At 62.4% G+C, this 21,978-nt stretch carries 22 protein-coding genes and 1 pseudogene; 16 read left to right on the forward strand and 7 right to left on the reverse strand.

All coding sequences use genetic code 11. From position 1 onward, the window contains the following. The first annotated feature begins 12 nt into the window (after positions 1-12). Genes BUB23_RS06400 through BUB23_RS06425 form a run of 6 tightly spaced genes read left to right on the forward strand, consistent with a single transcriptional unit; the run spans position 13 to position 6,551 of the window. Positions 13-816 carry an N-acyl homoserine lactonase family protein gene (locus BUB23_RS06400; protein ID WP_073102284.1) on the forward strand — a complete coding sequence of 268 codons (804 nt, stop codon included), beginning with the start codon at positions 13-15 and terminating at the stop codon, positions 814-816. A gap of 36 nt (positions 817-852) precedes the next feature. After that, positions 853-1,821 (forward strand): Bug family tripartite tricarboxylate transporter substrate binding protein, encoded by a 969-nt coding sequence (locus BUB23_RS06405; protein WP_073102285.1) that lies wholly within the window; start codon positions 853-855, stop codon positions 1,819-1,821. A 20-nt stretch (positions 1,822-1,841) separates the two neighbouring features. Continuing rightward, on the forward strand, positions 1,842-3,242 hold the full coding sequence (locus tag BUB23_RS06410) for an MmgE/PrpD family protein (RefSeq protein WP_073102286.1): 1,401 nt from the start codon (positions 1,842-1,844) through the stop codon (positions 3,240-3,242). A gap of 38 nt (positions 3,243-3,280) precedes the next feature. Next, positions 3,281-4,687 (forward strand): MmgE/PrpD family protein, encoded by a 1,407-nt coding sequence (locus BUB23_RS06415; protein ID WP_073102287.1) that lies wholly within the window; start codon positions 3,281-3,283, stop codon positions 4,685-4,687. After that, positions 4,680-5,483, forward strand: coding sequence for an N-acyl homoserine lactonase family protein (locus BUB23_RS06420; RefSeq protein WP_073102288.1), 804 nt, complete (start codon positions 4,680-4,682; stop codon positions 5,481-5,483). The genes BUB23_RS06415 and BUB23_RS06420 overlap by 8 nt, the downstream gene beginning before the upstream one ends. A gap of 57 nt (positions 5,484-5,540) precedes the next feature. Further along, positions 5,541-6,551 carry a Bug family tripartite tricarboxylate transporter substrate binding protein gene (locus BUB23_RS06425; protein ID WP_084135832.1) on the forward strand — a complete coding sequence of 337 codons (1,011 nt, stop codon included), beginning with the start codon at positions 5,541-5,543 and terminating at the stop codon, positions 6,549-6,551. 11 nt (positions 6,552-6,562) lie between these two features. Here the strand turns inward: BUB23_RS06425 and BUB23_RS06430 are convergent, their stop codons facing one another. Then, positions 6,563-7,312, reverse strand: coding sequence for a GntR family transcriptional regulator (locus BUB23_RS06430; RefSeq protein ID WP_084135834.1), 750 nt, complete (start codon positions 7,310-7,312; stop codon positions 6,563-6,565). 281 nt (positions 7,313-7,593) lie between these two features. Here BUB23_RS06430 and BUB23_RS06435 point away from each other — a divergent pair, with 281 nt between their 5' ends. From BUB23_RS06435 to BUB23_RS06450, 4 genes are all read left to right on the forward strand, one after another. Next, positions 7,594-8,574 carry a Bug family tripartite tricarboxylate transporter substrate binding protein gene (locus tag BUB23_RS06435; protein ID WP_073102289.1) on the forward strand — a complete coding sequence of 327 codons (981 nt, stop codon included), beginning with the start codon at positions 7,594-7,596 and terminating at the stop codon, positions 8,572-8,574. Positions 8,575-8,643: 69 nt separating this feature from the next. Then, complete coding sequence (locus BUB23_RS06440; RefSeq protein WP_073102290.1) at positions 8,644-9,342, forward strand: RraA family protein; 699 nt, start codon at positions 8,644-8,646, stop codon at positions 9,340-9,342. After that, the gene (locus BUB23_RS06445; RefSeq protein ID WP_073102291.1) at positions 9,339-10,307 is read left to right on the forward strand and encodes an NAD(P)-dependent oxidoreductase; all 969 of its coding nucleotides are present in this window, start codon (positions 9,339-9,341) and stop codon (positions 10,305-10,307) included. Before BUB23_RS06440 ends, BUB23_RS06445 begins: the two co-directional genes overlap by 4 nt. After that, complete coding sequence (locus tag BUB23_RS06450; RefSeq protein WP_084135836.1) at positions 10,304-10,648, forward strand: putative quinol monooxygenase; 345 nt, start codon at positions 10,304-10,306, stop codon at positions 10,646-10,648. Before BUB23_RS06445 ends, BUB23_RS06450 begins: the two co-directional genes overlap by 4 nt. A 36-nt stretch (positions 10,649-10,684) precedes the next feature. Here the strand turns inward: BUB23_RS06450 and BUB23_RS06455 are convergent, their stop codons facing one another. Then, complete coding sequence (locus BUB23_RS06455; protein WP_073102293.1) at positions 10,685-11,329, reverse strand: HD domain-containing protein; 645 nt, start codon at positions 11,327-11,329, stop codon at positions 10,685-10,687. A gap of 238 nt (positions 11,330-11,567) precedes the next feature. Between BUB23_RS06455 and BUB23_RS06460 the strand changes: the two genes are divergently transcribed. From BUB23_RS06460 to BUB23_RS06480, 5 genes are all read left to right on the forward strand, one after another. Next, positions 11,568-12,536: a tripartite tricarboxylate transporter substrate binding protein gene (locus BUB23_RS06460; protein WP_073102294.1), complete on the forward strand. Its 969-nt coding sequence runs from the start codon at positions 11,568-11,570 to the stop codon at positions 12,534-12,536. Between the two features lie 11 nt (positions 12,537-12,547). Further along, on the forward strand, positions 12,548-13,690 hold the full coding sequence (locus BUB23_RS06465) for a mandelate racemase/muconate lactonizing enzyme family protein (RefSeq protein WP_073102295.1): 1,143 nt from the start codon (positions 12,548-12,550) through the stop codon (positions 13,688-13,690). Positions 13,691-13,776: 86 nt separating this feature from the next. Next, complete coding sequence (gene ltnD / locus BUB23_RS06470; protein WP_073102296.1) at positions 13,777-14,673, forward strand: L-threonate dehydrogenase; 897 nt, start codon at positions 13,777-13,779, stop codon at positions 14,671-14,673. A 2-nt stretch (positions 14,674-14,675) separates the two neighbouring features. Then, positions 14,676-15,683 (forward strand): LacI family DNA-binding transcriptional regulator, encoded by a 1,008-nt coding sequence (locus BUB23_RS06475; RefSeq protein ID WP_073102297.1) that lies wholly within the window; start codon positions 14,676-14,678, stop codon positions 15,681-15,683. Positions 15,684-15,851: 168 nt separating this feature from the next. Then, complete coding sequence (locus BUB23_RS06480; protein WP_245801204.1) at positions 15,852-17,099, forward strand: MFS transporter; 1,248 nt, start codon at positions 15,852-15,854, stop codon at positions 17,097-17,099. Positions 17,100-17,165: 66 nt separating this feature from the next. Here the strand turns inward: BUB23_RS06480 and BUB23_RS06485 are convergent, their stop codons facing one another. Continuing rightward, on the reverse strand, positions 17,166-18,275 hold the full coding sequence (locus tag BUB23_RS06485) for a malate/lactate/ureidoglycolate dehydrogenase (protein WP_073102299.1): 1,110 nt from the start codon (positions 18,273-18,275) through the stop codon (positions 17,166-17,168). Between the two features lie 204 nt (positions 18,276-18,479). Here BUB23_RS06485 and BUB23_RS06490 point away from each other — a divergent pair. Beyond that, a pseudogene (locus BUB23_RS06490) lies at positions 18,480-18,959 on the forward strand (methylated-DNA--[protein]-cysteine S-methyltransferase); the annotation flags it as partial. Positions 18,960-18,972: 13 nt separating this feature from the next. On the opposite strand, the gene BUB23_RS06495 reads toward BUB23_RS06490, so the two are convergent. From BUB23_RS06495 to msrB, 4 genes are read right to left on the reverse strand one after another with little or no spacing between them, the layout of a single operon-like run. Next, on the reverse strand, positions 18,973-19,803 hold the full coding sequence (locus BUB23_RS06495; RefSeq protein WP_073102301.1) for an isocitrate lyase/PEP mutase family protein: 831 nt from the start codon (positions 19,801-19,803) through the stop codon (positions 18,973-18,975). A 39-nt stretch (positions 19,804-19,842) separates the two neighbouring features. Then, positions 19,843-20,580 (reverse strand): DNA-3-methyladenine glycosylase family protein, encoded by a 738-nt coding sequence (locus BUB23_RS06500; RefSeq protein WP_245801185.1) that lies wholly within the window; start codon positions 20,578-20,580, stop codon positions 19,843-19,845. A gap of 42 nt (positions 20,581-20,622) precedes the next feature. Continuing rightward, complete coding sequence (gene msrA, locus BUB23_RS06505) at positions 20,623-21,351, reverse strand: peptide-methionine (S)-S-oxide reductase MsrA (RefSeq protein WP_073102302.1); 729 nt, start codon at positions 21,349-21,351, stop codon at positions 20,623-20,625. 60 nt (positions 21,352-21,411) lie between these two features. Beyond that, positions 21,412-21,918, reverse strand: coding sequence for a peptide-methionine (R)-S-oxide reductase MsrB (gene msrB / locus BUB23_RS06510; protein WP_073102303.1), 507 nt, complete (start codon positions 21,916-21,918; stop codon positions 21,412-21,414). Positions 21,919-21,978: the final 60 nt, after the last annotated feature.

Here is a 21,978-nt window from a genome sequence, read left to right on the forward strand (position 1 = left end):
GATGGAACAGAGATGGACGCAACGCTCCCCGAGTACGAGGTTTACGCAATCCGGTATGCAAGCCGCGAGGGCTATCGCAGCAATCATTTCATCGGTGGCGATGCGCACGACGCGCCGATGCCGATGGACTATTTCGTATGGCTTATCCGGAATGCGGATAGGACTTTCGTCGTGGATACCGGCTTCGGCGCCGAGGTGGCGGAAAAGCGCGGACGGCAGTTGCTGCGTACGCCAGCGGAAGGCCTGGCCCTGCTGGATGTGCATGCGCCTGACGTAAAGGACGTGATCATCACCCACATGCATTACGACCACGTCGGCACTTTTCACGACTTCGGCGCCGCCCAGTTCCACCTGCAGGATGATGAAATGGCATACGCCACCGGCAGGTATATGCGCCACCGGCAATTCAACCATGGCTATGAGATCGATGATGTCGTCGGGATGGTGCGCCTGGTGTTCAAAGATCGCGTCGTTTTCCACCGGGGGGACGCGCAGCTCGCTCCGGGCGTCAGCATCCACAGAATCGGCGGCCACACGCATGGCTTGCAATGCGTTCGCGTGCGGACCAGGCGCGGCTGGGTAGTCCTCGCTTCGGATTGCAGCCATTTCTATGAGCATTTCGAGAAGGAACGGGCTTTCACCACGATGTTCAACGTCGGCGAGGCCATTGATGGGTACCGCAAGCTGCGCGCATTGGCGCAGTCGCCCCGGCACATTATCCCCGGGCACGATCCGCTCGTCATGCGGCGTTATCCGGCGGCCTGCGCGCAGCTGGATGGAATCGTGGCGCGGCTCGATGTGGATCCGAAAGAGTAAGCAGCGTCATTCCAATACATAATTCAGGAGACCGTCATGCGTCATGCCCGCAGTTTTTGGATTGCCTCATTGTTCTTGCTGCCGCTGATCGTGCCGCCCGCCATGGCAAGCCAGTACCCTGACAAACCGGTACGTGTGCTGGTCGGCTTTCCGGCGGGCGGCAGCGCCGACATTGTCGCCCGCATGGTGACAGGCGCGGTCGCCAAAACATCCAAGTTCGAATTCGTTGTGGAGAACCGCAGCGGCGCGGGTGGCAACATCGCTTTTGACGGCGCCGCGAACGCGGCGCCCGATGGTTATACGCTGCTGTTCAGTACGCCCGGCGTTGCGATCAACCCTAGCCTTTATCGCAAAGTCAGCTTCACACAAAGCGACTTCACCCCTATTACGCTGGTGGGCGAGGCGCCGCTCATGCTCATGGTTCGCCCCTCGCTGGGCATAAAAACGCTGGCCGGGCTGATCAAAGAAAGCCGGAAGGACCCCGAAGCCATACGCTTCGCCAGTTCGGGCAGCGGCAGCTCGTCGCACCTGGCCGCCGAGGTCTTGCGCAGCATGAGCGGCATGCAATATTTGCACGTTCCCTATCGCGGCGGCGGCGCCGCCATGACCGACTTGATTGGAGACAGGGTGGACATGACCGTGCTCCCCATCGCCGAAAGCATGCCTTATGTCAACGACAAGAAGCTGCTTGCCTTGGGTCAGACAGGCTCGCGGCGTTCGGCGATCGCCCCCGATGTGCCAACGATTGCGCAAGCCGGTGTCGACGGGTACTCGGTGACCACTTGGTACATGCTGCTGGGACCAAAGAATCTGCCGGAGCCCATTGTCAATGCGCTGTATGAAGCCTTCAGCCAGGTGGTCGGCTCAGAGGATCTGAAGAAAAGCCTGGAAGCCCGGGGCGTGGACGTCATCAACGCCGACCCGCAAGAAACGGCGGAATTCCTGAAGCAGCAAAGCGAAAGCTGGGCCAAGGCCATCGAGGCCTCTGGCACGAAACTGGATTAATCAACAATGGAGTGCAGCACATGAGCAATTCGAAAGCCCCTCTGCTCAAGGACGCCACGCGGGATCTCGCGGCCTTTGCGGCGAACCTGGAGTTCGAGCAAATACCGGAGGAAGTCGTACAGCGCATCAAGACCAGTGTATTGGACAGTATCGGATGCTGCCTGTTCGGCGCGACTTTGCCATGGACGCAGAAAGTGCAGGCCATGGTCGAAGAAGAGGGCTGCCGGCCAGTAGCGTCGATTTTCGGGACCGGAAAGAGGACCTCTGCCGCAGGCGCCGCGCTGGTGAACGCCACCGCGGGCCACGCCTTCGAGCTGGATGATATCCACAAGGAGTCCATCGTTCATCCCGGCTCGATCGCGCTGCCGGTCGCCGTCGCGTTGGCCGAACAGGCCGGAACGCGTCGAGGGCGGGACATCATCACCGCGCTGGTGGCCGGGTACGAGGTGGGTACCCGAGTCGGCAATGCCGCAACGATGAGCCTGTTCTTCCGGGGGTTTCACCCTCAAGGCGCTTCAGGCGTATTCGTCGCCGCGGCGGCCGCCGGACGGATGCTCGGCCTCGATGCGCAGAAGATGCAGCATGCGCTGGGTATCGCGGGGTCTCAGGCGGGCGGCCTCATGGCGGCGCAAGAGGGCGCCATGGTCAAGCGCTTTCATTCGGGCCGCGCCGCGCAGAGCGGCATCTACTCCGCCTTGCTCGCCGCAAAGGAATTCACCGGCATTACCGACGTGCTCGAAGCTCCTTATGGTGGCTACCTGAGCTCATATTCGGATAAGCCCAACGCGCAAAGGCTGACCGATGGGCTGGGCGCAACCTGGGAAACGGCAACGATAGGCTACAAGCCGCATGCCAGCGTGACCAGCATCCACGCGGCGCTGGACGCCCTGGCCCGGATCATGAAGGACAACCGGCTCAAGCCGGACGATATCGCGAAATTGGACGTGGGCGTCAGCCACATGACGCATGTCCATTGCGCCTGGGACTACAAGGCTCAGGGCGTAACGGCGGCGCAGATGAACCTGTACTACGGCCTGGCGGTGATGGCCCATGACGGTGTGGCTTTTGTGGACCAGTACAGGCAGGAGCGTCTGAACGACCCAAAAATATTCGACTTTATTTCACGTGTCAACGCCTATGCGGATCCCCAAATCGACAGCATGGGCCCAGCCTTTCGCCATGCCGCCCGTGTCGCCGTGACCACCCGCGATGGACGCATGCTTGCTCAGGAGATTCTGCACCGGCGCGGGAGCCCGGAGAATCCGCTGGATCCCTCGGATGTCGAGTACAAGTTCCGCAATGTGGTGCATTCCTGCCTTTCCAAGGGCGATATCGAAAAGACGATCGAGCTCTCCAGCCGGCTGGACCGGCTCGATGACATCCAGCCGCTTCTGGACCTGCTTTCCGCCCCCCGTGCCTGACAACCTTCATTCAACCACCACTGTTTCGAGAGATCTTGATGAACAACACGTCGCAGAATTCCCAAACTATCGCCGAAAAACTGGCTGATCATTTCAAGGCCTTGGCCTACGATACGCTGAGCGACGCTTCCCGAACGGCCATTAAGCGCCTTTTGCTCGATTACCTGGGGGTCGCTGTCTCGGGCAGCCAGACGGAATCCGGCAAGGTGGCCGGGATGTTCGCAGCGAGCACCGGGGGTCGGGCGGAGTCAACGCTGATTGGAGGAACGGAACGCGTGCCTGCCATGCTGGCCGCATTCGCGAACGCCATTTCCTCGCACAGCGTCGAGCTCGATGATATCGACGTGCTTGCGCTGTTTCATTTCAGCCCCCCCGTCTATTCCGCCGCCCTGAGTACGGCAGAGCAAAAGTCGGCCAGCGGCAAAGAACTGCTGGTATCGCTGGCGGCGGGCTGCGAGATGATGGAGCGGCTCAGCAAGGCCGCCAACCCGTCCTTGCGGGATCGCGGCTACCACACCACGCCCACCTGCGGCACGTTCGGCGCGACGATTGCCGCGGCGAAGATGCTTGGCCTCTCCGCAGAGCAAATCGTATCGGCGTTGGGACTCGCCGGGGCCCAATCCTGCGGCCTCATGGAAATGTATGGGCCATCCATGCAAAAGCGCTTCAATCCCGGCCCCGCCTCCCGCAATGGCGTTACCGCGGCAAGCATTGCGCAACTTGGCTTTACCGGCGCGGCCACGATCTTCGAAGGCGAGCGCGGATTCCTGGCGGCCTTTACCGACCAAAGCTTTCCCGAGCAGCTGACGCGGGATCTGGCCCAGCCCTATCGGCTGGACATCGAGTTCAAGCCATATTCCTGCGCCCGTCCGATACACAACGCCATCGATTGCGCGCTGGAAATCCGTGGCAAGCACAGCCCCGATCTCGACCAGATCGAGCACATCGGCATGGCCAGGCATCCCGACTGGGCGCATTATCATCAGAATGCGGACCCGGCGACCTACCATGAAGCGCAGGTCAGCCTGCCATATTCGGTGGCCGTGGCCCTGGCCGACGGGCAGGCGCTGTTCGCCCAGTACAACAACGCGCGGCTCAAGGAGCCGCTGCTCAAAAAACTGGCCAGCCTGGTCAGCTTCTCCGTTGATGAATCGCTGCCGCGCGGTGTCTCGTGCCTGATGACCGTCAAGATGCGCGGCGGCGCCGAATATTCGGCGCAAATCGATTACCCCAAGGGATCCATACAGAACCCCATGACGGACGAAGAGCTGCGCGCCAAATTCGACAGCCTCGTCATTCCCGTTCTGGGTGTTGAACGGGCGGCGGCCATTGCCGACAGGGTCGCGACCATCGAACACTGCGGAAACGTGCGGGAACTCATGTCGCTGCTTCAGCGCGGACAAGGCGCCGGTGCGGCAAGGGGAGGCGAGAAAATTGATGCATGAACGTCCGCCTCACTATGAGGTTACCGCGCTCAAGTATGCGACCCGTGATGGCCGCCGCCCAAATCATTTCATCGGGGGCGATCCGCACGACGCGCCCATGCCTATGGATTACTACATCTGGCTCATCCGCAATGAAGATCGCGTCGTGCTGGTCGATGTCGGCTTTGACCAGGACATGGCCGACAAGCGGGGCAGAACCCTGCTGCGCTCTCCGGCCGAGGCGCTGTCCCTGATGGGAGTGGCGTCCGTATCCGTCCGGGACATCGTGATTACCCACCTGCACAATGATCACGTCGGCACATTTCATGAATATGAGAACGCGACGTTTCATTTGCAGGATGAGGAAATGGAGTTCGCAACGGGCCGCTATATGCGCTCCGAAGCCTTCAGCAGGGCGTACGAGCCGGACCACGTAACCGGGATGGTGCGCCTGGTCTACCAGGACAGGGTGGCATTCCACCGCGGGGATGCGGAGATCGCGCCCGGCATCAGCGTTCATCATATCGGCGGGCACACGGCGGGCCTGCAGGTCTTGCGGGTGCATACGGCGCGTGGCTGGGTTGTGCTGGCATCGGACGCCAGCCATTATTACGAACACTTCGAGCGCGGGCGGTGTTTTCCCCTGATGTTCCACTTGGGCGATGCGCTCGAAGGATACCGGCGCCTGCATAGGCTTGCGGACTCCCCCGCTCATATCGTGCCGGGCCACGACCCTATGGTAATGGAACGGTACCCGCCGGTTTCCGATGACCTGGAGGGCATAGCGGTCAGCCTGCATAAGCCGCCCGTGACATGAGCTCCACCCCTTGTCAAAGAAAAATCGGATTCATCCAATATATTCAAGGAGACAACAATGCAGCGCAGCAAAATTTCCATCAGCCGGTACGCCTGTCTGCCCGGGGCGTTCAGAAAGCTAGGGCTTGCCGCCGGCCTCGCCCTGCTGGCCGCAACCAGCGTGGCGCAGCCGAAGTACCCTTCTCAACCGGTGACGCTAGTCGTCGGATTTCCTCCAGGAGGCTCGAACGACATTGTCGCCCGCCTTATCGCGCCCAAGTTCTCGCAGGCTTTGGGCGTGCCGGTCATCGTCGAGAACAAGGCCGGCGCCAACGCGACAATCGGCACCGAATACACGGTTCGCGCCAAGCCCGATGGCTATACCATTACATTGGGCAGCGCCAGCCCGTTGGCAATCAGCCCCCACACTTACAAAAAGCTCCCTTATGATCCCTTGACCGACCTGCGCGCAATCACCACGGTGGCGCAGACGCCTGAACTGATTGCGCTGAATCCGTCTGTGCCCGCCCAAACGCTTGCCGAGCTGGTCAAGCTGTCCAAGTCCAGAGATATCACCTTGGCCTCGGCCGGCGCGGGCGGCCTGCCTCATCTTGCGATCGAACTGCTGAAGCTCGAATCGGGAGGCCGGATTGTCCATGTGCCATACAAGGGCGCGTCCCCCGCGACCGCAGACGCCGTTGGCGGCCATGTCGATGGCATCATTGTCGATGTGCCGGCGCTTTACGCGCAGGTTGCGGCGGGGAAGCTGCGTCCCATCGCGGTCACCCACGATAAACGCTCTTCAGTGTTGCCGGATGTGCCCACTTCGGTGGAGGCCGGCCTTCCCAAAGTACTGGCGTTCAATTGGTTTGCGGTGATGGCCCCCGCAAAAACGCCCGACAACATCGTCGATACGCTGTATGCGGCATTGGTAAAGGCTGCGAACGATCCCGGGGTGGTCGAACAACTGGCCAAGCTGGGCATTGAGCCTTTTACCCAGGCTTCGCCGGCGGTGTCCGCGGAATTCATGAAAAGCGAGACAGCGCGCTGGGGTAAAGTCGCCAAGGCCGCGAACGTCCAGACCAATTGAAGGCTGTTTGATCATTGCGCGCCGCGATGCGCGCGCGGCGCCGGGACTGCCCTTTTTTGACTTGCGTCCTTCGGGAAACGGGCTCGCCAGGCATCGATATACGGCGCTCTCGATATATTCAGATGCTGGCCGCACAGGGCTGCCAGCCGCTTCCGGTCGCCGGACTTGAGCGCGTCTATCATCGACCAATGCTCTTCGCGCGCCTTCAGCGCATATTCGGGCTTCAGGACCGAATAGGATCGTATGACATGCGCCTTTTGCGCGAAATCTTCAATCACTGCCGCGAGATATTCGTTGTCGCACAGCGCGAACAGCCGGCGGTGGAACGCGTTGTTGGCATGGAATATGCCGATCGGATCTCCCTGGCTGATGGCCGCGTCATGCTGGCGCTGCAGGTCGATCAGCTCGTCCAGCCGCTGTTGATCCAGCGGCATGGGTATTCTGGCGACAGCCGATGTTTCAAGGACTTCCCGCACCGAGTACAAATCATTGACATCGTCGGGCCGGAAATCACGTACCGCCGCGCCGCGATTGCGCTTGCGGTCTATCATCCCGATGCGCTCCAGTTCGATGAGCGCCTGCCGAATGACATGGCGCTTGGCATCGAAACGCGCAGCCAGTTCTTCCTCGACCAGACGCTCGCGCGGCAATAATTGCCCGAGCACGATCTCAATTTCCAATGCGCTGACAACGTGCCGCACCTCGTCCGGCACCGTGTCGTGCCCCCGGGTGAGCGAGATGTCTGTTGCTGGCAAGTTCATGGGCGATTCTGATTAACGATGGAAGGCGGCAAGAGCGATTGCGTTTCCGCATTCTACGATAGGCGGCGCCGGCATAGGACTGGCGGCATCCGCGGCCCCGGCAAGACGTAATGATATGACAAATTCCCAATAATATTGTCAATTGGATTGTTGACAATATTCGGAGAGGTCTCTAGACTGCTGTCAACGGCTTGTCGATTCATGAAAAAAAGAAAGACTAATCAACCAGAACAATCGCCGTTCCCGCCAGTCAATGGCGGGTCAATTGAGGAGATATACCTATGTTTTCTGGCCTATTCAGAAGTGCGCTTGCCGTGACCGCGCTGGCATTGATGCTGCCGCAGGCCGTCAATGCGCAGGCTTATCCTTCGCGGCCGATCAAGATGGTGGTTCCCTTTTCGCCGGGTGGCGCATCGGACATCCTGGCGCGGGTCGTGGCGCAGAAAATGACCGAAAGCATGGGGCAATCCGTGGTGGTCGAAAACCGCCCCGGCGGATCGGGCATTATCGGCACCGAGGCCGTCGCCAGGTCGCAGCCCGATGGCTATACCTTGCTGTTTGGCACGATCAGCACGCTGGCGGTCAATCCCAATATCTTTTCCAAGCTTCCCTACGACCCGCTGACGAGTTTTGCGCCCATCACGCTTGCGGCCGACGTACCGCTGGTATTGGTGGCCAATTCCACGGTGCCTGTCAAGAATGTGGAAGAGCTGATCAAGTACTCCAAGTCGGAGGCGGGTTCATCGATCAGCTATGCTTCGGGCGGCAACGGCACGTCGCAGCATCTTGCCGCCGAGCTTTTCAAATCGCTTGCGCATGTGGACTGGCTGCATGTGCCCTACAAAGGAAGCGCGCCGGGCATGATGGACCTGGTGAGCGGGCAGGTCAACGTGATGTTCGACAACATCAACACGGCGATGCCCCACATCAAGGCCGACAAGCTGCGCGCGCTTGCCATATCCAGCGCCCGCCGCTCGGCCCTGATGCCGGAGCTGCCAACGGTCGCCGAAGCCGGCCTGCCGGAGTTCGAAGTCAGCACCTGGTTCGCTTTTCTCGCCCCCGCCGGCACCCCTGCGGAGATCGTCTCCCGCTTGAACACCGAAATGGTGAAGGCGCTCGCCAATGCCGACGTCAAGGAAAAGCTCAGCGTCCAGGGGTTGACCACCATAGGCAGCACCCCTGGGCAGCTAGCCGTTTACATCCAGAAAGAGATTGAAAAATGGGGGCGCGTCATAAAGGCCGCCGGCATCAAGACCGACTGAAGCCGATGGCGCCCTTGCAGTTCTGTAGCCACTCTATACCTTTGTAACCCGCAAATCAGGAGAAAATCCATGGCATCGACGCCCCCGGCTCTTGTCATTCGAAAGAATTTCCGCCGGCCTACAGCAGAACAGCTGGCCGCGTTCAATGGGCTCCAGACTGGCTTCATCGTCGACGCTCAGGGCCGGCGTGGCGCGCTCAGCCATCGCATCAGGCCGCTTTCAACGGCAATTCGTTTTTGCGGGGTCGCCCTTACCGTGCAAAGCCGCGCCCGCGACAACCTGGCTTGCTGGGCGGCGCTCGACGCATGCCGGCCTGGCGACGTCGTGCTTATCGCCGTTGACGAATATGAAGAAGCATCCGTGGTCGGCGACGTTTACGTGGCGATGGCAAAGAACAATGGCGTGGTTGCCTGCGTCACCGACGGCATGGTGCGCGACATCCGGGGCATCAACGCAGCGGGCATCCCGGTTTTCGCCCGCGGCCTGTCGCCCAATTCTCCATACAAGGACGGCCCCGGCGAAATCGGCACGGCCATTACGCTGGGCGGCGTCCATGTCGCTTCGGGCGATATCGTCCTGGGCGACGAAGACGGCGTCGTGGTCGTTCCCTATGCCAATATCGATCAGGTCATCCGTGAACTCGAGGAGGTCAAGGCCAAGGAATCCATGATGGAGGCGGGCGTCAAAAGAGGCGATAAAACGCCATCCTGGCTGCCGCAAGCGCTCGTCGCCAAAGGCGTGCGCTACATCGACGCGGAAACGCCATGATTCCTGTCTTCTATAACAGTTTTGCCACGGAGCAGGTCTACGATATCATCCGCGGCGCCATGCCTGACGGCTTCAGGCTGCTTGCATTGAGCGAGGACTCCGATGCCGAAAGAGTGCGTCTGGCGCGGGAATGCGAAGTCGCCATTTGCGCGGCCTATCCCTTGTCTGGCGAAGTCATCCATGCCGCCCCCAGGCTCAGGCTGGTTCACCACCAAGGCGTGGGGTATCACGACACCGTGGATGTCGCGGCGCTGCGCGCGCGCAAGATCGCGCTTGCCTTGACCCCGGAGGGCACCACGACAGGTGTGGCCGAGCACACTGTATTGCTGATACTCGCGGCCTGCAAACAGCTGGCCTTCGCCGATTCCGAGCTGCGGCAGGGGCGCTTCCATATCAATGCGCTCAGGCCGGTATCGCGCGAAGTTTCGGGCATGACCATAGGCTATGTAGGCATGGGCCGCATTGCCCAGGCCGTCGCGGCAAGGCTGCAGCCGTTCGGGACAACGGGCGTTTATTATGACCAATACGCCGGGCTCGATTCCGGCCAGGAACTGGCGCTGGGCGTGCGGCGAACGGACACCCTCGAGGGCTTGCTGGAAGTGGCCGATGTTGTCACCCTGCATCTTCCCCTCACGCCCCAGAGCAGGCATATAGTCAATGCCGCAAGCCTGGCCAAGATGAAAAAGGGCGCCATCCTGATCAATACGGCGCGCGGGCCTCTGGTCGACAATGACGCCTTGGCGGCGGCGCTGGCGAGCCGGCATCTTGCGGCGGCGGGGCTCGATGTATTCGAACAAGAGCCGCTGCCGGTCTCGAGCCCGCTCGCCGGGCTGCCGAACGTCATACTGACGCCCCATATTGCCGCGGGTACGCGCGACGCGCTTGCGGCCAAGATGCGGGCGCTGTTCGCCAACGTCCAACGGTTCTACCAGGGCTTGCCGCTGCGCAACGAAATAACGCTATGACCGTCCGACCATCGACCGCCCTGCCGCCCAGTATGTACATCGTCATCGTCACTTTCGAAATCCATTCCGCCGACTTCGGGAAATTCTTGTTGTTGCTGCGGGAAAACGCCCGGACTTCATTGAAGCTGGAGCCGGGCTGCCACCAGTTTGATGTATGCGCCGACCTCGCCCAGGAAAACACGGTCGTTCTTTATGAAGTATATGAAAGCGAGGAGGCCTTCGACGCGCATTTGTCCATGCCGCATTTCAAGGCCTTCGATGATTTGGTGAAAAACATGGTCCGCGGCAAGTCGATCAGGAAACTGGCGCGGCTCGAACCAGGCGGCAGCCCGGCGCATTGAACCCTGGCGCATCGCCGGCCAGGACGCCCCGGCCGATTAAATTTCGTCTGTGAACTCATCGAGGAATCGCTGCAGCCTGTCGTGCCGCAGCCTGGCCAGACGGGCTCCCGCCGCCGTCTGGAAGCCCGTCGCCAGCCGCAGAAGCTTGCTGCGGAAGTGGTCGAGCGCATATCGCGTGTCATCGAGCGGCCGTGACGATGCCTGCGGATCGGTGGGGTCGTAAAGGGCAGTGCCCATGCGGCCGGCGACATAAAAGCAGCGCGCGACGCCCACCATGCCGATTGCATCGAGCCGATCGGCGTCCTGCAGCGTTTTTGCCTCCAGTGTGGTGGGCGCCAGGCCGGCTGAAAAACTATGAGCCTCGACCGCATGCGCCACGGCCTGGATTTTCGCCGCCGGCCATTCCAGCGATGCCAGGACTTCAGCCGCCTTTTCGGCCGAGAGCCGGGACGCATGCGGACGCAGCGGAGAATTTTTCTCTATCGGCACGCAGTCGTGCAGTATCGTCGCCGCGAACAGCACTTCGGCGTCTCCGCCTTCCTCGGCATGTATGGCCGCCGCGTTCTTCCAGACACGCTGCAAGTGGGAAATGTCATGGGAGCCGTCGCCGTTGGCATAGTAGGAATCAGCCAGCAGGGTTTGGGCCAGATCTTGGAATGGCGCGAAGGCAGCTGTCATCATGGATGCAATCCGTTAAAGGCAGAAGTGATTATCGCCCGGGACCGGGCCGCAGAAGTTTACTTTTCGCATCCATGCCTATATGATGAATACGAAACCATTTGCGTTGGAAGCAGGTATTGCATCCAACCCGATGTTTTTTTTAACCTGATATGAATACGTATTCATCGACTGGCGCCGGGATGGCGCGGCGCCCTGGAATACGCATGGCACCTTGAAAACAACTATCCGGAGACAAGCAATGACAAAACTACACAAGGTTCTTTTAGCAATGTCCCTGGCCGCCCTTGCCGGCCATGCGGGAGCGGCGCGAGCCGAATACCCGGATCGGGAAATACGGTTCATCGTGCCTTGGGCCCCAGGAGGCTCCACTGACATAGCGGCGCGCGCGCTGCAGGGCCTGATCGCCGAGGACGGCGTCAAGCTGATTGTGGAGAACATCGCCGGCGGCACAGGAACCATAGGCCTGGCCAGGGTGGCGAAGGCCGCGCCGGACGGCTACGTCATCGGCATGGGCACGACTTCCACCTTGTCGCTGGCGGCGCAGGGCCTGACGGATCTGCGCACGGACCAATTCACGACCATCGCAACGGCGTCTATCGACCCCATCATGCTGCTGGTTCCCAAGGACGGCAATACTCCAACCCTGGAAAGCTTTCTCGAACGCATGAAGGCGAACCCCGGCAAGGTGTCCATAGGCACGCCTGGCAGCAACAATATTGGCCATATCTTCGCCGCGATGACAAGCAAGGCGGCCGGCGTCGATTTCATCCATGTCCCTTATACCGGCGGCAGCCGGGTCATCGTGGATCTGGCGGGCAAGCAGATCGATGCCGGAGCCCTCAAGCCATCGGAAAGCCGCGGCCAGATCGAAGCAGGGCTGGTCACGCCGATCGGGGTGTTCTCCGACCAACGCCTGTCTTTCTTTCCCGATGTTCCCACGTTCAAGGAAAAAGGCTATGACGTCTTTCCTTACGGCCCGGTGGTCCAGATGACTTATGTCGTTGCGCCCCCCGGCCTGCCGGAGCCCATCAAGGAAAAGCTCATTGCGGTGTTCCGCAAGGCGATTCAAAGCGACCGCTACAAGGCATTCGCGGAACAGAACGGTTTCTTCGTCGAGGATGTCACCGGCGCCGCGCTGGGCCGGAAAATCGACGGCATGCAGACATCGTTCAATACGATAAGCACAAAAATCTTCAAAGCAAAATGAGGCCTACTTCAATGAAAATCGCAGATATCCAGTCCTATCCCATTTCCTTTCCCGTTCCCGCCGAACACTCGGTCACCTTGAGCATAGGCCGGACCGTCAAGCGCGATGCCGTGCTCGTGCGTGTCGAAACGGACGAAGGGCTGGTCGGATGGGGCGAGGCCCATCACGGCCGCTGCCCCGGAGCGGTAAGCCGCGTCGTCGACACTACCTTGCGCGACCTGGTGCTGGGCAGGGACGCGCTGGACGTGGTCGGCGTGTGGGAGCATGTGTACAAGAAGCAATTGGCCAGCCACGGGGTCGGAGCGGCGGCCTCGATGGCGCTAAGCGGCCTGGATTGCGCCTTGTGGGATATCCGGGCGCAAGCCGTTCAATGGCCTCTTTACCGCCTGCTGGGCGGCGCCAGCAAGCCGATCAAGGCCTACGCGGGCGGCATTTCCCTGGGCTGGCAAGCGCCTGAACTCCTGGCCGAAGAGGCGCAAGCGCTGGTGGCGCAGGGTTATCGAGCGATGAAGCTGCGGATGGGGGACAGGCCGGATCGCGACATCATGCGGGTGCGCGCCGTGCGCCTGGCCGTCGGTCCCGACATCGACATTCTGCTGGACGCCAACACAGGCTACACGGTGGAAGACGTCCGCAAGGTTATGCCCGCGTTCGAGGAAATGCAGGCGGGATGGCTCGAAGAGCCGTTCCCGCCCCACGACCGGCGCTCGTATGCGCAAGGCGCGGCGTTGGGCAAGGTGCCTTTCGCCGCCGGCGAAAACCATTTCACCCGTTTCGATTTCAATACGCTGATCGAGGACGGCAATGTCCGCTACCTGCAGCCCGACATGTCGAAGACGGGCGGAATTACGGAAGGGCTGCGCATAGCGGCAATGGCGAGTGCGCAAAAGCTGTCGGTCAACCCGCACACCTCGACGACGGCGCCCAACATGGCGGCGACCATCCACTACATGTGCGCCATCGAGAATCCGGGCTATTTCGAGGCCGACGTAACCGCGCTCAACCCGTTTCGCGATGCGCTGGGCGGACGCGCGCCCTACGAACTGGATAGCGGCGGCTTCGTGCATGCCTATGACGACATAAGCACGGGGCTGGCCATCGATGTAGCGTTCCTCAAGGCCCACCCCCTGATGGACGGCCCCTGCTACGTATAATATGCAAGGACAGGGGCCGCGGCGCGGATAGTCCGCCGGCCCCGCCCAGCGCGGCATCCACAAGTCAATAAAAAGGGAGCAAGGAAATGGACAAGCACTCCGTCGGGGTAATTGGATTGGGTGCCATGGGCGGCGGCATGGCCGGATCGCTGCGGCGCGCAGGCTACAGCGTGCATGTATCCGATGTGCGCGCCGACGCGGCCGCTGCGTTTGCCAGGGATGGCGGCCAGGCGCACGATACGCCCGCCGCGCTGGCCGCCCATTGCGAGGTGATCGTCTCGGTGGTGGTCAATGCAGCGCAGACCGAAGCGGTTCTTTTTGGGCGCGATGGCTGCGCCGCGGCGATGAAGCCGGGCAGCGTATTCGTGATGTGCTCCACTGTGGACCCCCACTGGTCCGCCGCGATGGAAGCGCGCCTGCTCGAAAAGGGCCTGCTGTACGTGGACGCGCCCATTTCCGGCGGAGCCGCCAGGGCGGCCAGCGGTGAGATGACCATGATGACCTCGGCGCGGCCCGAGGCATACGAGCGATGCGAAATAATCCTGCACGCCATGGCGGCCAAGGTGTACAAGCTGGGCGATTCCGCGGGCGCCGGCAGCAAGGTCAAGGTCATCAACCAATTGCTTGCCGGGGTGCATATCGCCGCGGCGGCCGAGGCGATGGCGCTGGGACTGCGCGAAGGCGTCGACCCAGCGGCGCTGTACGAAGTCATCACGCACAGCGCCGGCAATAGCTGGATGTTCGAGAACCGCATGGCCCATGTGCTGGCGGCCGACTATACGCCATTATCCGCCGTGGATATATTTGTCAAGGATTTGGGCCTCGTCCTGGATCTCGCCCGCGCCAGCAAGTTTCCGCTGCCGCTATCGGCCACGGCCCATCAGATGTTCATGCAGGCTTCCACGTCGGGTTATGGCGCGCAGGATGACAGCGCGGTCATCAAGATCTTCCCCGGCATAGATCTGCCGGAGAGCAATTCTTGAGCATGTCTAAAAGGGCCTTGACCAGCCGCGATATCGCCAAGCTGGCCGGTGTGTCTCAAACGACGGTGTCGCGGGTGCTGCAGGGCTCGGACCTGGTGCTTCCCAAAACCCGGCAGGAGGTGCTGGACGTCATAGCCAGGCTGGGCTATCTTCCGAGTCCGGCGGCCCGGTCGATGCGTACCCGCCGGACAAACACGGTAGCGCTGGTCGTCGCCAATCTGGCCCTCAATCCCCTATATCCCGTCATGCTGCAACTGCTGTCCAGCGCGCTGCGCAGGAAAGGACTGTACGCATCGGTGTGGGAAGCCGAGAATTTCGACGAAGAGACGATGCATGCCCTGTCCGAGACGCCCGTGGACGGTGTCATTGTCGCCACCGCCATGGATTCGGCGCTGCCTTTTCTCATGCGCATCGCGGAACGCAAGCCCCTGATACTCGTGAATCGCACCGTGGTCTCCGATCTGTTCGACCAGATATCCAGCGACAATGTCGCCGGCGGGGCGCTGGTGGCGCGCTATTTCGATGAGCACAGCCGGCGCCGCGTGGGATTGATCACCACGGCGAGCCAGCCGTGCCCGAGTCCGATCCGCGATCGGGAGGCGGGCTACACGGCTGAATTGCTGAGGCGGGGCATCAGGATGGACGAGGATGCAATCGTGCGCGTTGCGCACTTCTCGTACCAGACCGGCTTCGAGGCGGCGCAAACCCTCCTGGAGCGCAACAATCCGGATAGCATCTTCTGCGTCAACGATATCATCGCCATTGGCGCGCTGGACGGCGCGCGGGCGCTCGACGCCGCGATCCCCGGTGACCTATGGGTGGTTGGCTACGACGACATTCCAATGTGCGCCTGGCGCAGCATAGGCCTGACGACGGTCCGCGTGCCTATCGAGGCCATGGTGGATGCCGCCGTAGGCCGCTTGTGCGAACGCCTGGAGTCGAATTCGATTCCCGCGCGGAACATACTCCTGCCGAACGAAATCGTGTTCAGGAACAGCAGCGGCCAATAAGGCCGGCCCCATTGGACCTTTCCAGCATTGCCAGTCAGGTATAGTTGCCATATGGCGCGCGCCTCGCGGGAAACCGCGGCGCGCCCATGGCGATGGGCCCGACGGCGCCGGAATGACAGCTGGCGCGGGGAAAAAAGAAACATGGAGACAACAGTGGCTGTAAACCGTATGGGCAGTTGGTATTTTGGGTGGAATATCGTCGCGGCGGCGACTGTGCTGACCTTGCTGACCGTTGGCATGCGCATGGGCATCGGGCCTTTCTTCCTGCCCATGGTCCAGGATCTGGGGTTCAGCCGCAGCCTGCTCTCCGGCATTATCGCCATAGGCATGCTGTGCTATGGCCTGGGCATGCCATTGGCGGGGTATCTGGTGGGCAGGCATGGCACGCGCCCGGTGCTGTTGCTGGGCAACGCCGTTGTCGTGGCGGCGTCGATCTGGACGGTCAATGCCCGCGATCCCGTCAGTTTCCTGCTCGCCTTTGGCATATTGCTGTCGCTGGGCCTGGCCCTGGCCAGCCCGATCACGCTTACCCCGGTGCTGGCCAGGTGGTTCATCCGCCGCCGGGGGATGGCCCTGTTCTTTCTGTCGACCGGCTCGATGGCGGGGATAGCCATCATGACGCCGCTGCTGACCAGCGCGATCCAGGCCGCCGGCTGGCAGGCGACCATTCTGGGGTTCGCGGCGGTCTATACCGTGTTCACCGTTCCCATGGCGCTATTCGTGATCCGCGACGATGCGCCCCCGCATGCCGACCAGACCGCCGAACAGGTCGCCGCCCAGCCGGCAGGCATGGGTTCCCGGCCGGAAAGCCTCAAGCTGCGCGACGCGCTGCGCACCGCGCCGTTCTGGAAGATCACGCTCGGCTTGTTCGCTTGCGGATTCAGCATGAATCTGCTGGGCACGCACGGTGTCCCGATGCTGATGGACCACGGCTTCGACGCCACGACCAGCTCGCTGGGCGTAGGGCTCATCGGCCTGGTGGCCATTTTCAGCACCCTGGCGCTGGGCCGCATCTCGGACAGCCTGCCGCGCAAGAAGCTCCTTGCCGCCATCTATTTCGTCCGCGGTCTCGGCTTCTTTGCCTTGCTGGTGGCCGGCGCCCATTGGGAGCTCTATGTCACGGCCGCCATAGGCGGCATTGTATGGGCCGGCAGCATCGCCATGTCGTCGGCCATCCTGGCCGATATCTATGGCGTGCGGCTGGTAGGCGTGCTGTACGGCTGTGCCTACCTGGGCCATCAAGTCGGCGCAATGGCCAGTTCCTGGCTCGGCGGCTGGGGCTACGAAACCTTTGGCACCCACTGGCTGGCCTTTGGCAGCGCGGGCGTCCTTTTGTTGGCCGCGGCCGTGATCGTGCTCTTCCTGCCGTCCAGGGAATTCACTTTGACGGCGCCGCCTTTGGCCGCTTATAACTGAGCGCTGGCCGGCCGCGCAGGGGGCAGGCCGCCGCAAGCCCGCCGCATCAAGCCTGCCGCCGTCGAATCAGGCCGCCAGGGCGGAGGCGATTTCCGTCGCCGGCATGCCCAGCGCCGTGGCGGCGCGTTCGATTTCATCCCAGGTGGCGGTATCGATGGGTATGCCGCTGTGGCGCCGCTGGGCATGCCGCAGGCGTTCCGGTTCGCCCGGGGCGTAGATTTCATCGCAGCCGGCCGATTTGGGCGAGGCCTTGACCCATGCGATGAAAGCTTCGGCCTCGGCCTCGGTATCCTCGGCGTCGAATGCCTTCGGATCGATGATGACCGACAGCATGCAGTTGATGACCCCGTTGTTTGTTATCCTGGTTTCGGCGTGGGTCGTGTATCCCCCCGTGAGCGCCCCGGAGAATAGTTCGCACATCATGGCCAGCCCGTGGCCCTTGTGCTGTCCGAAGGTGCGCAATGCGCCGTGGGGTTCTTCGAACATCACCCTGGGGTCGGTCGTGGGCTCGCCTTGATGGTCGATGAGGCAGCCCGCCGGCACATGGCTGCCTTTGTTGTAAGCGACGCGAGCCTTTCCCTGGGCGATACCGCTGGTGGCGAAATCGAGCACCAGCGGCTCTTTGCCTTGGCGTGGGAAAGCGGCGCAGAATGGATTGGTGCCGAAACGCCCGTCGCTGCCGCCCCACGGCGCGACATGAGCGCTGCCGGCGACGTTCACGAAGTGGAAGGAAACCAATCCTTGCCTTGCGCATTGCTCGGCCCAGTGGCCTATGCGGCCGATATGATGCGCGTTGCGCAGGCCCACGGCGCAAATGCCTATCTTTTTTGCGCGCTCTATGCCGTGATCGATGGCCTCGTACGCCACCACCTGCCCCAGGCCGCAGGCGCCATCTATCGTCAGGACGGCGCCGGCGTCGCGCACGACCACGGCATGCTGGTTCAGTTTCAGCACGCCATCGTGCAGCGAGCGGACGTAGCGCGGGATCATGCCCACGCCGTGGGAGTCATGGCCGGTAAGATTGGCCATCACAAGATGGTCGGCCACCAGGCCGGCTTCGGTCGCGCTGCTGCCAGCCGCCGTCCACAAGCGGCGTACGAAATCGCGCAGCGCCTCGGCGTTGACGAGAAGATCGCCCGATTGTCGTTGAGGAATGTTATTTTCTTGAATGGTCATGTGGCTTCTTGAAATTTACGGTAATTTCCTGGATCCCCCATTTTGTCATAAATCCAGCAGAATCCGGCCCTGGGCTTGCCGGCCAAGGCGGCGAGCCAGGGCCGGATTCAAGCGCAAGGAACGGAGTTCCAAGGCGGGGGCCGCCTTCTACACTGGCGCCATACTCGATACAAGCCGAACTCAAGGAATCGCAAGGAGTCGAAAATGTCCTACGCATACAAGATGGTGGATACGCCCGCCGGCAAATTGAAGCTCGTCGCGAACGGGTCCAAGCTGGCCGCAATTTTGTGGGAAAACGATAGGCCGGACCGGGTGCGGCTGGGCACTATGCGCGAGGAGCGGAACCATCCGGTTCTGATCGAGACCGAGAGGCAGCTGAATGAATATTTCGCGGGAAAAAGAGCGCATTTCGAGCTCGATCTGGGCTTTGCCGGAACCGAATTTCAAAGAAAGGTCTGGCAGGCGCTGTTGACCATTCCCTATGGGGAAACCCGTAGTTACAGTGACATTGCGGCGCAGATAGGCAGCGCAAAGGCGCAGCGGGCGGTTGGCGCGGCAAATGGGAGGAATCCGATCTCGATTATCGCTCCCTGCCATCGCGTGATAGGCACCTCCGGGGACCTCACCGGGTTCGCCGGCGGGCTAAGCGTCAAAAAGCTGCTGCTCGCATTGGAAGGCGGCCGCCGCCCATGAGCCGCTACTCCCCGGGCATGCGGAAGAAGGCATTGAGCTCGTCGCCCGCCGCTGCGCCGGCAAACCCGTCGAAACGGCCCTGCTCGGCGATGGAACGGGCGGCGCGCATGAATCCGCCCCAGGCCGATCGCGCCAGCGCGCCGCCGACGCTGACGCGTCTGACGCCGAGGTCGGCGATATCCTGCAGGGTGAGTTCGCTGGCCGCCCCGACGAGCAGATTGACCGGCTTGGGCGCAACAGCGGCGACCACGGCCGCGATCTGTCCGCGCGTGCGGATGCCCGGCGCGTACAGGCAATCGGCGCCGGCCTGGGCATAGGCCTTGAGCCTGGCGATGGTATCTTCGAGGTCCGGCCGCCCCACGAAGAAATTCTCCGCGCGTCCGACCAGAAGGGTGTCGCCCCCCGCCTTGTCGATGGCGGCGCGCGCGGCGCGCAGCCTGGCCACTGCGACGTCGATCTCATAAAGCGGGTTTGCCGCAAGGCCAGTCGAATCCTCGATGGACAGGCCCGCCACGCCGGTCTCGACAGCCAGCCGCACGCTTTCCGCAACGCCTTGCGCGTCGGGCGCGAAGCCGCTTTCGAAATCGGCGTTCACGGGCAGGTCCGCCGCCGCAACCATTTCCCGCAAATGGGCGAGGATCACGTCTCTTGGGAGGGCGCCATCGGCATGGCCGAGCGACCAGGCGAGGCCGGAGCTTGTCGTGGCCAGGGCCTTGAAGCCCAGGCCCTGCAGGTAGCGGGCGCTGCCCGCGTCCCAGGGGTTGGGCAGCACGAAGCAGCCTTGTTCGTGAAGTGCGCGGAAAAGGGCGCGTTTTTCGGCGACAGTGCGGGTCATTGGAGCCTCGTTTTTACATGGAAAGAAGATGGCCGGCCATCACAGCGCCAGGCCTTCGCGCTTGCGCCTCGCGGCATAGAATCGCCAGAACAGGAGGGCGGCGGTGGCGCGATATGGCGCCCACCTGGCGGCGAGCGCCATGAGCGCGCGCCGGTCGGGATGGGGCTCCATGCCGAATGCGTCGCCCACGGCCTTCTGCAAGGCCAGGTCCCCGGCGGGGAAGATATCGGGATGGCCCGCGCAGAACATAAGGTAAATTTCCGCCGTCCACGGCCCTATGCCCTTATGTCTTGTGAGCTCGGCGATCGCCGCCTCGGCGGGAAGCTCTGCGACGGCGGCAAAATCCAGGCCGCCCGCGGCCACCACTTCGGCCAGATCAGTCAGGCTGCGGTACTTGCTGCGCGAAAGGCCGACGCTGCGCGATCCTTCTTCATCCAGGTCCAGGAACCGCTCTGGCGTGACGGCGCCCAATTGCGCTTCCAGGCGGTTCCAGATGGCATTGGCGCTTGCCACCGACACTTGCTGGCCGCAAACGATGCGGGCAAGCCCGGCAAAGCCCGGTTCGCGGATGCGTGGCGCAAAAGGCCCGGCGATGGCATGGACTTCCGACAGGCGGGGATCGAGGCGCAGCAAGGACTGCAGGTGCCGCGCCAGGACTTCCGCGCAGGACAGGCGGTCTTTCAAGGGCATGGCGGCCGTGGTCGCGTGGCGCCGGCGGGGATTGCGTATGTGGTGGAGGCAGTCATGCCTTTGCTCCTTGTGTTCCGGCTGGTCCATGGAAAAAAACAGGCGCGCCCGCCCGCGTATGCTGTCTGCCGCCTACCTGTTCACCAGCACCGGCGCGTCCCGATAGCGGTCGCTGAACACCTTGGCCAGGTTGGCGACCTTGGGTAGATCGTTGATGATGATATACATGCTGTGCTTGTTGTGCGCCAGATAATCCTGGTGATAGGTTTCGGCCGGGTAGAAGTCCTTGTGGTCTTCGATCGTGGTGGCCAGCGGCCTGGGGTATACGCCCGACTTGTCCAGCTGCTGGATATAGGCTTGCGCGATTTCGTGTTGCTGGCTATTGGCGGCAAAGATCGTGGAGCGGTACTGGGTGCCGGTGTCGGGGCCTTGCCGGTTGAGTTGCGTGGGGTCATGCGCAACCGAAAAAAAGATTTGCAGCAACTGGCCGTAGCTGATCTGCGCGGGGTCGTAGGTGACCTGCACCGATTCGGCATGGCCGCTGCGGCCCGTGCTGACGTCGTCGTAATGCGCGCTGTCCGCCTTGCCGCCGGCATAGCCCGACAAGGCCTGATTGACGCCTTTCACATGCTGGAATACGGCCTGGACGCCCCAGAAGCAGCCGCCGGCAAACACCGCGGTTTTTTCTTTATGGGATGGCGATGCCGGCTCGTCCATGGCCGGCGGCGCTATGACAAATGCCCGTTCGGCCGCATGAGTCCGGCCGATGCCGCAGGCCAGCGCCGCGATGGCGAGCAGGGCGGCGGCGCCAAGGCGCGTGGCCGCCGCGCGGCTTGGGTTGGTGCAGGTATGCCTGGTCATGATGCGGCTCCTGGTGGTCGAGTTATGGGCGTGCCCGGCAAGGCGGCCCGCCGGGCGCCGTCACGCCGCGGCCGGGTGGAAAACCATGGCGACGCCATTCATACAATAGCGCAGTCCGGTCGGCTTGGGGCCATCGTCGAAGACATGGCCCAGGTGCCCGCCGCAGCGGCTGCAATGCACGGCCGTGCGCAGCATGCCCAGGCTGCTGTCGCGCGTTTCGCCGACGGCATGTTCCAGCGGCTGATAGAAGCTGGGCCAGCCGGTGCCGCTCTCGAACTTGGTATCCGATGAATACAGTTGTTGCCCGCAGCCCGCGCAGGCGAACACGCCCTTGCGGTGCTCGTCGTTGAGCGGGCTGGAATAGGGGCGTTCCGTTCCTTCCCGACGCAGCACCTGGTATTGCGCGGGGGACAGCAACTGGCGCCATTCCGCGTCTGTGTGGCTGACGGGAAAGACGGCCTGCGCCGCCTGGGCGCTGGCCCCGCCGTGCCTGGCGGCCAAGCCGCCCAGCAGCCCAGCCGCCAGGGCGCCGCCAGCGCTCAGAAATAGCCTGCGTGTGTATCTCATGGTGTGCTCCCGGGCGATCCAGTTCATTGGCGCCTATTGTTCCCCATGCGCAATGTCGAA

This window comes from Pollutimonas bauzanensis (assembly GCF_900129885.1).
Taxonomy (GTDB): Bacteria; Pseudomonadota; Gammaproteobacteria; order Burkholderiales; family Burkholderiaceae_B; genus Pollutimonas; species Pollutimonas bauzanensis.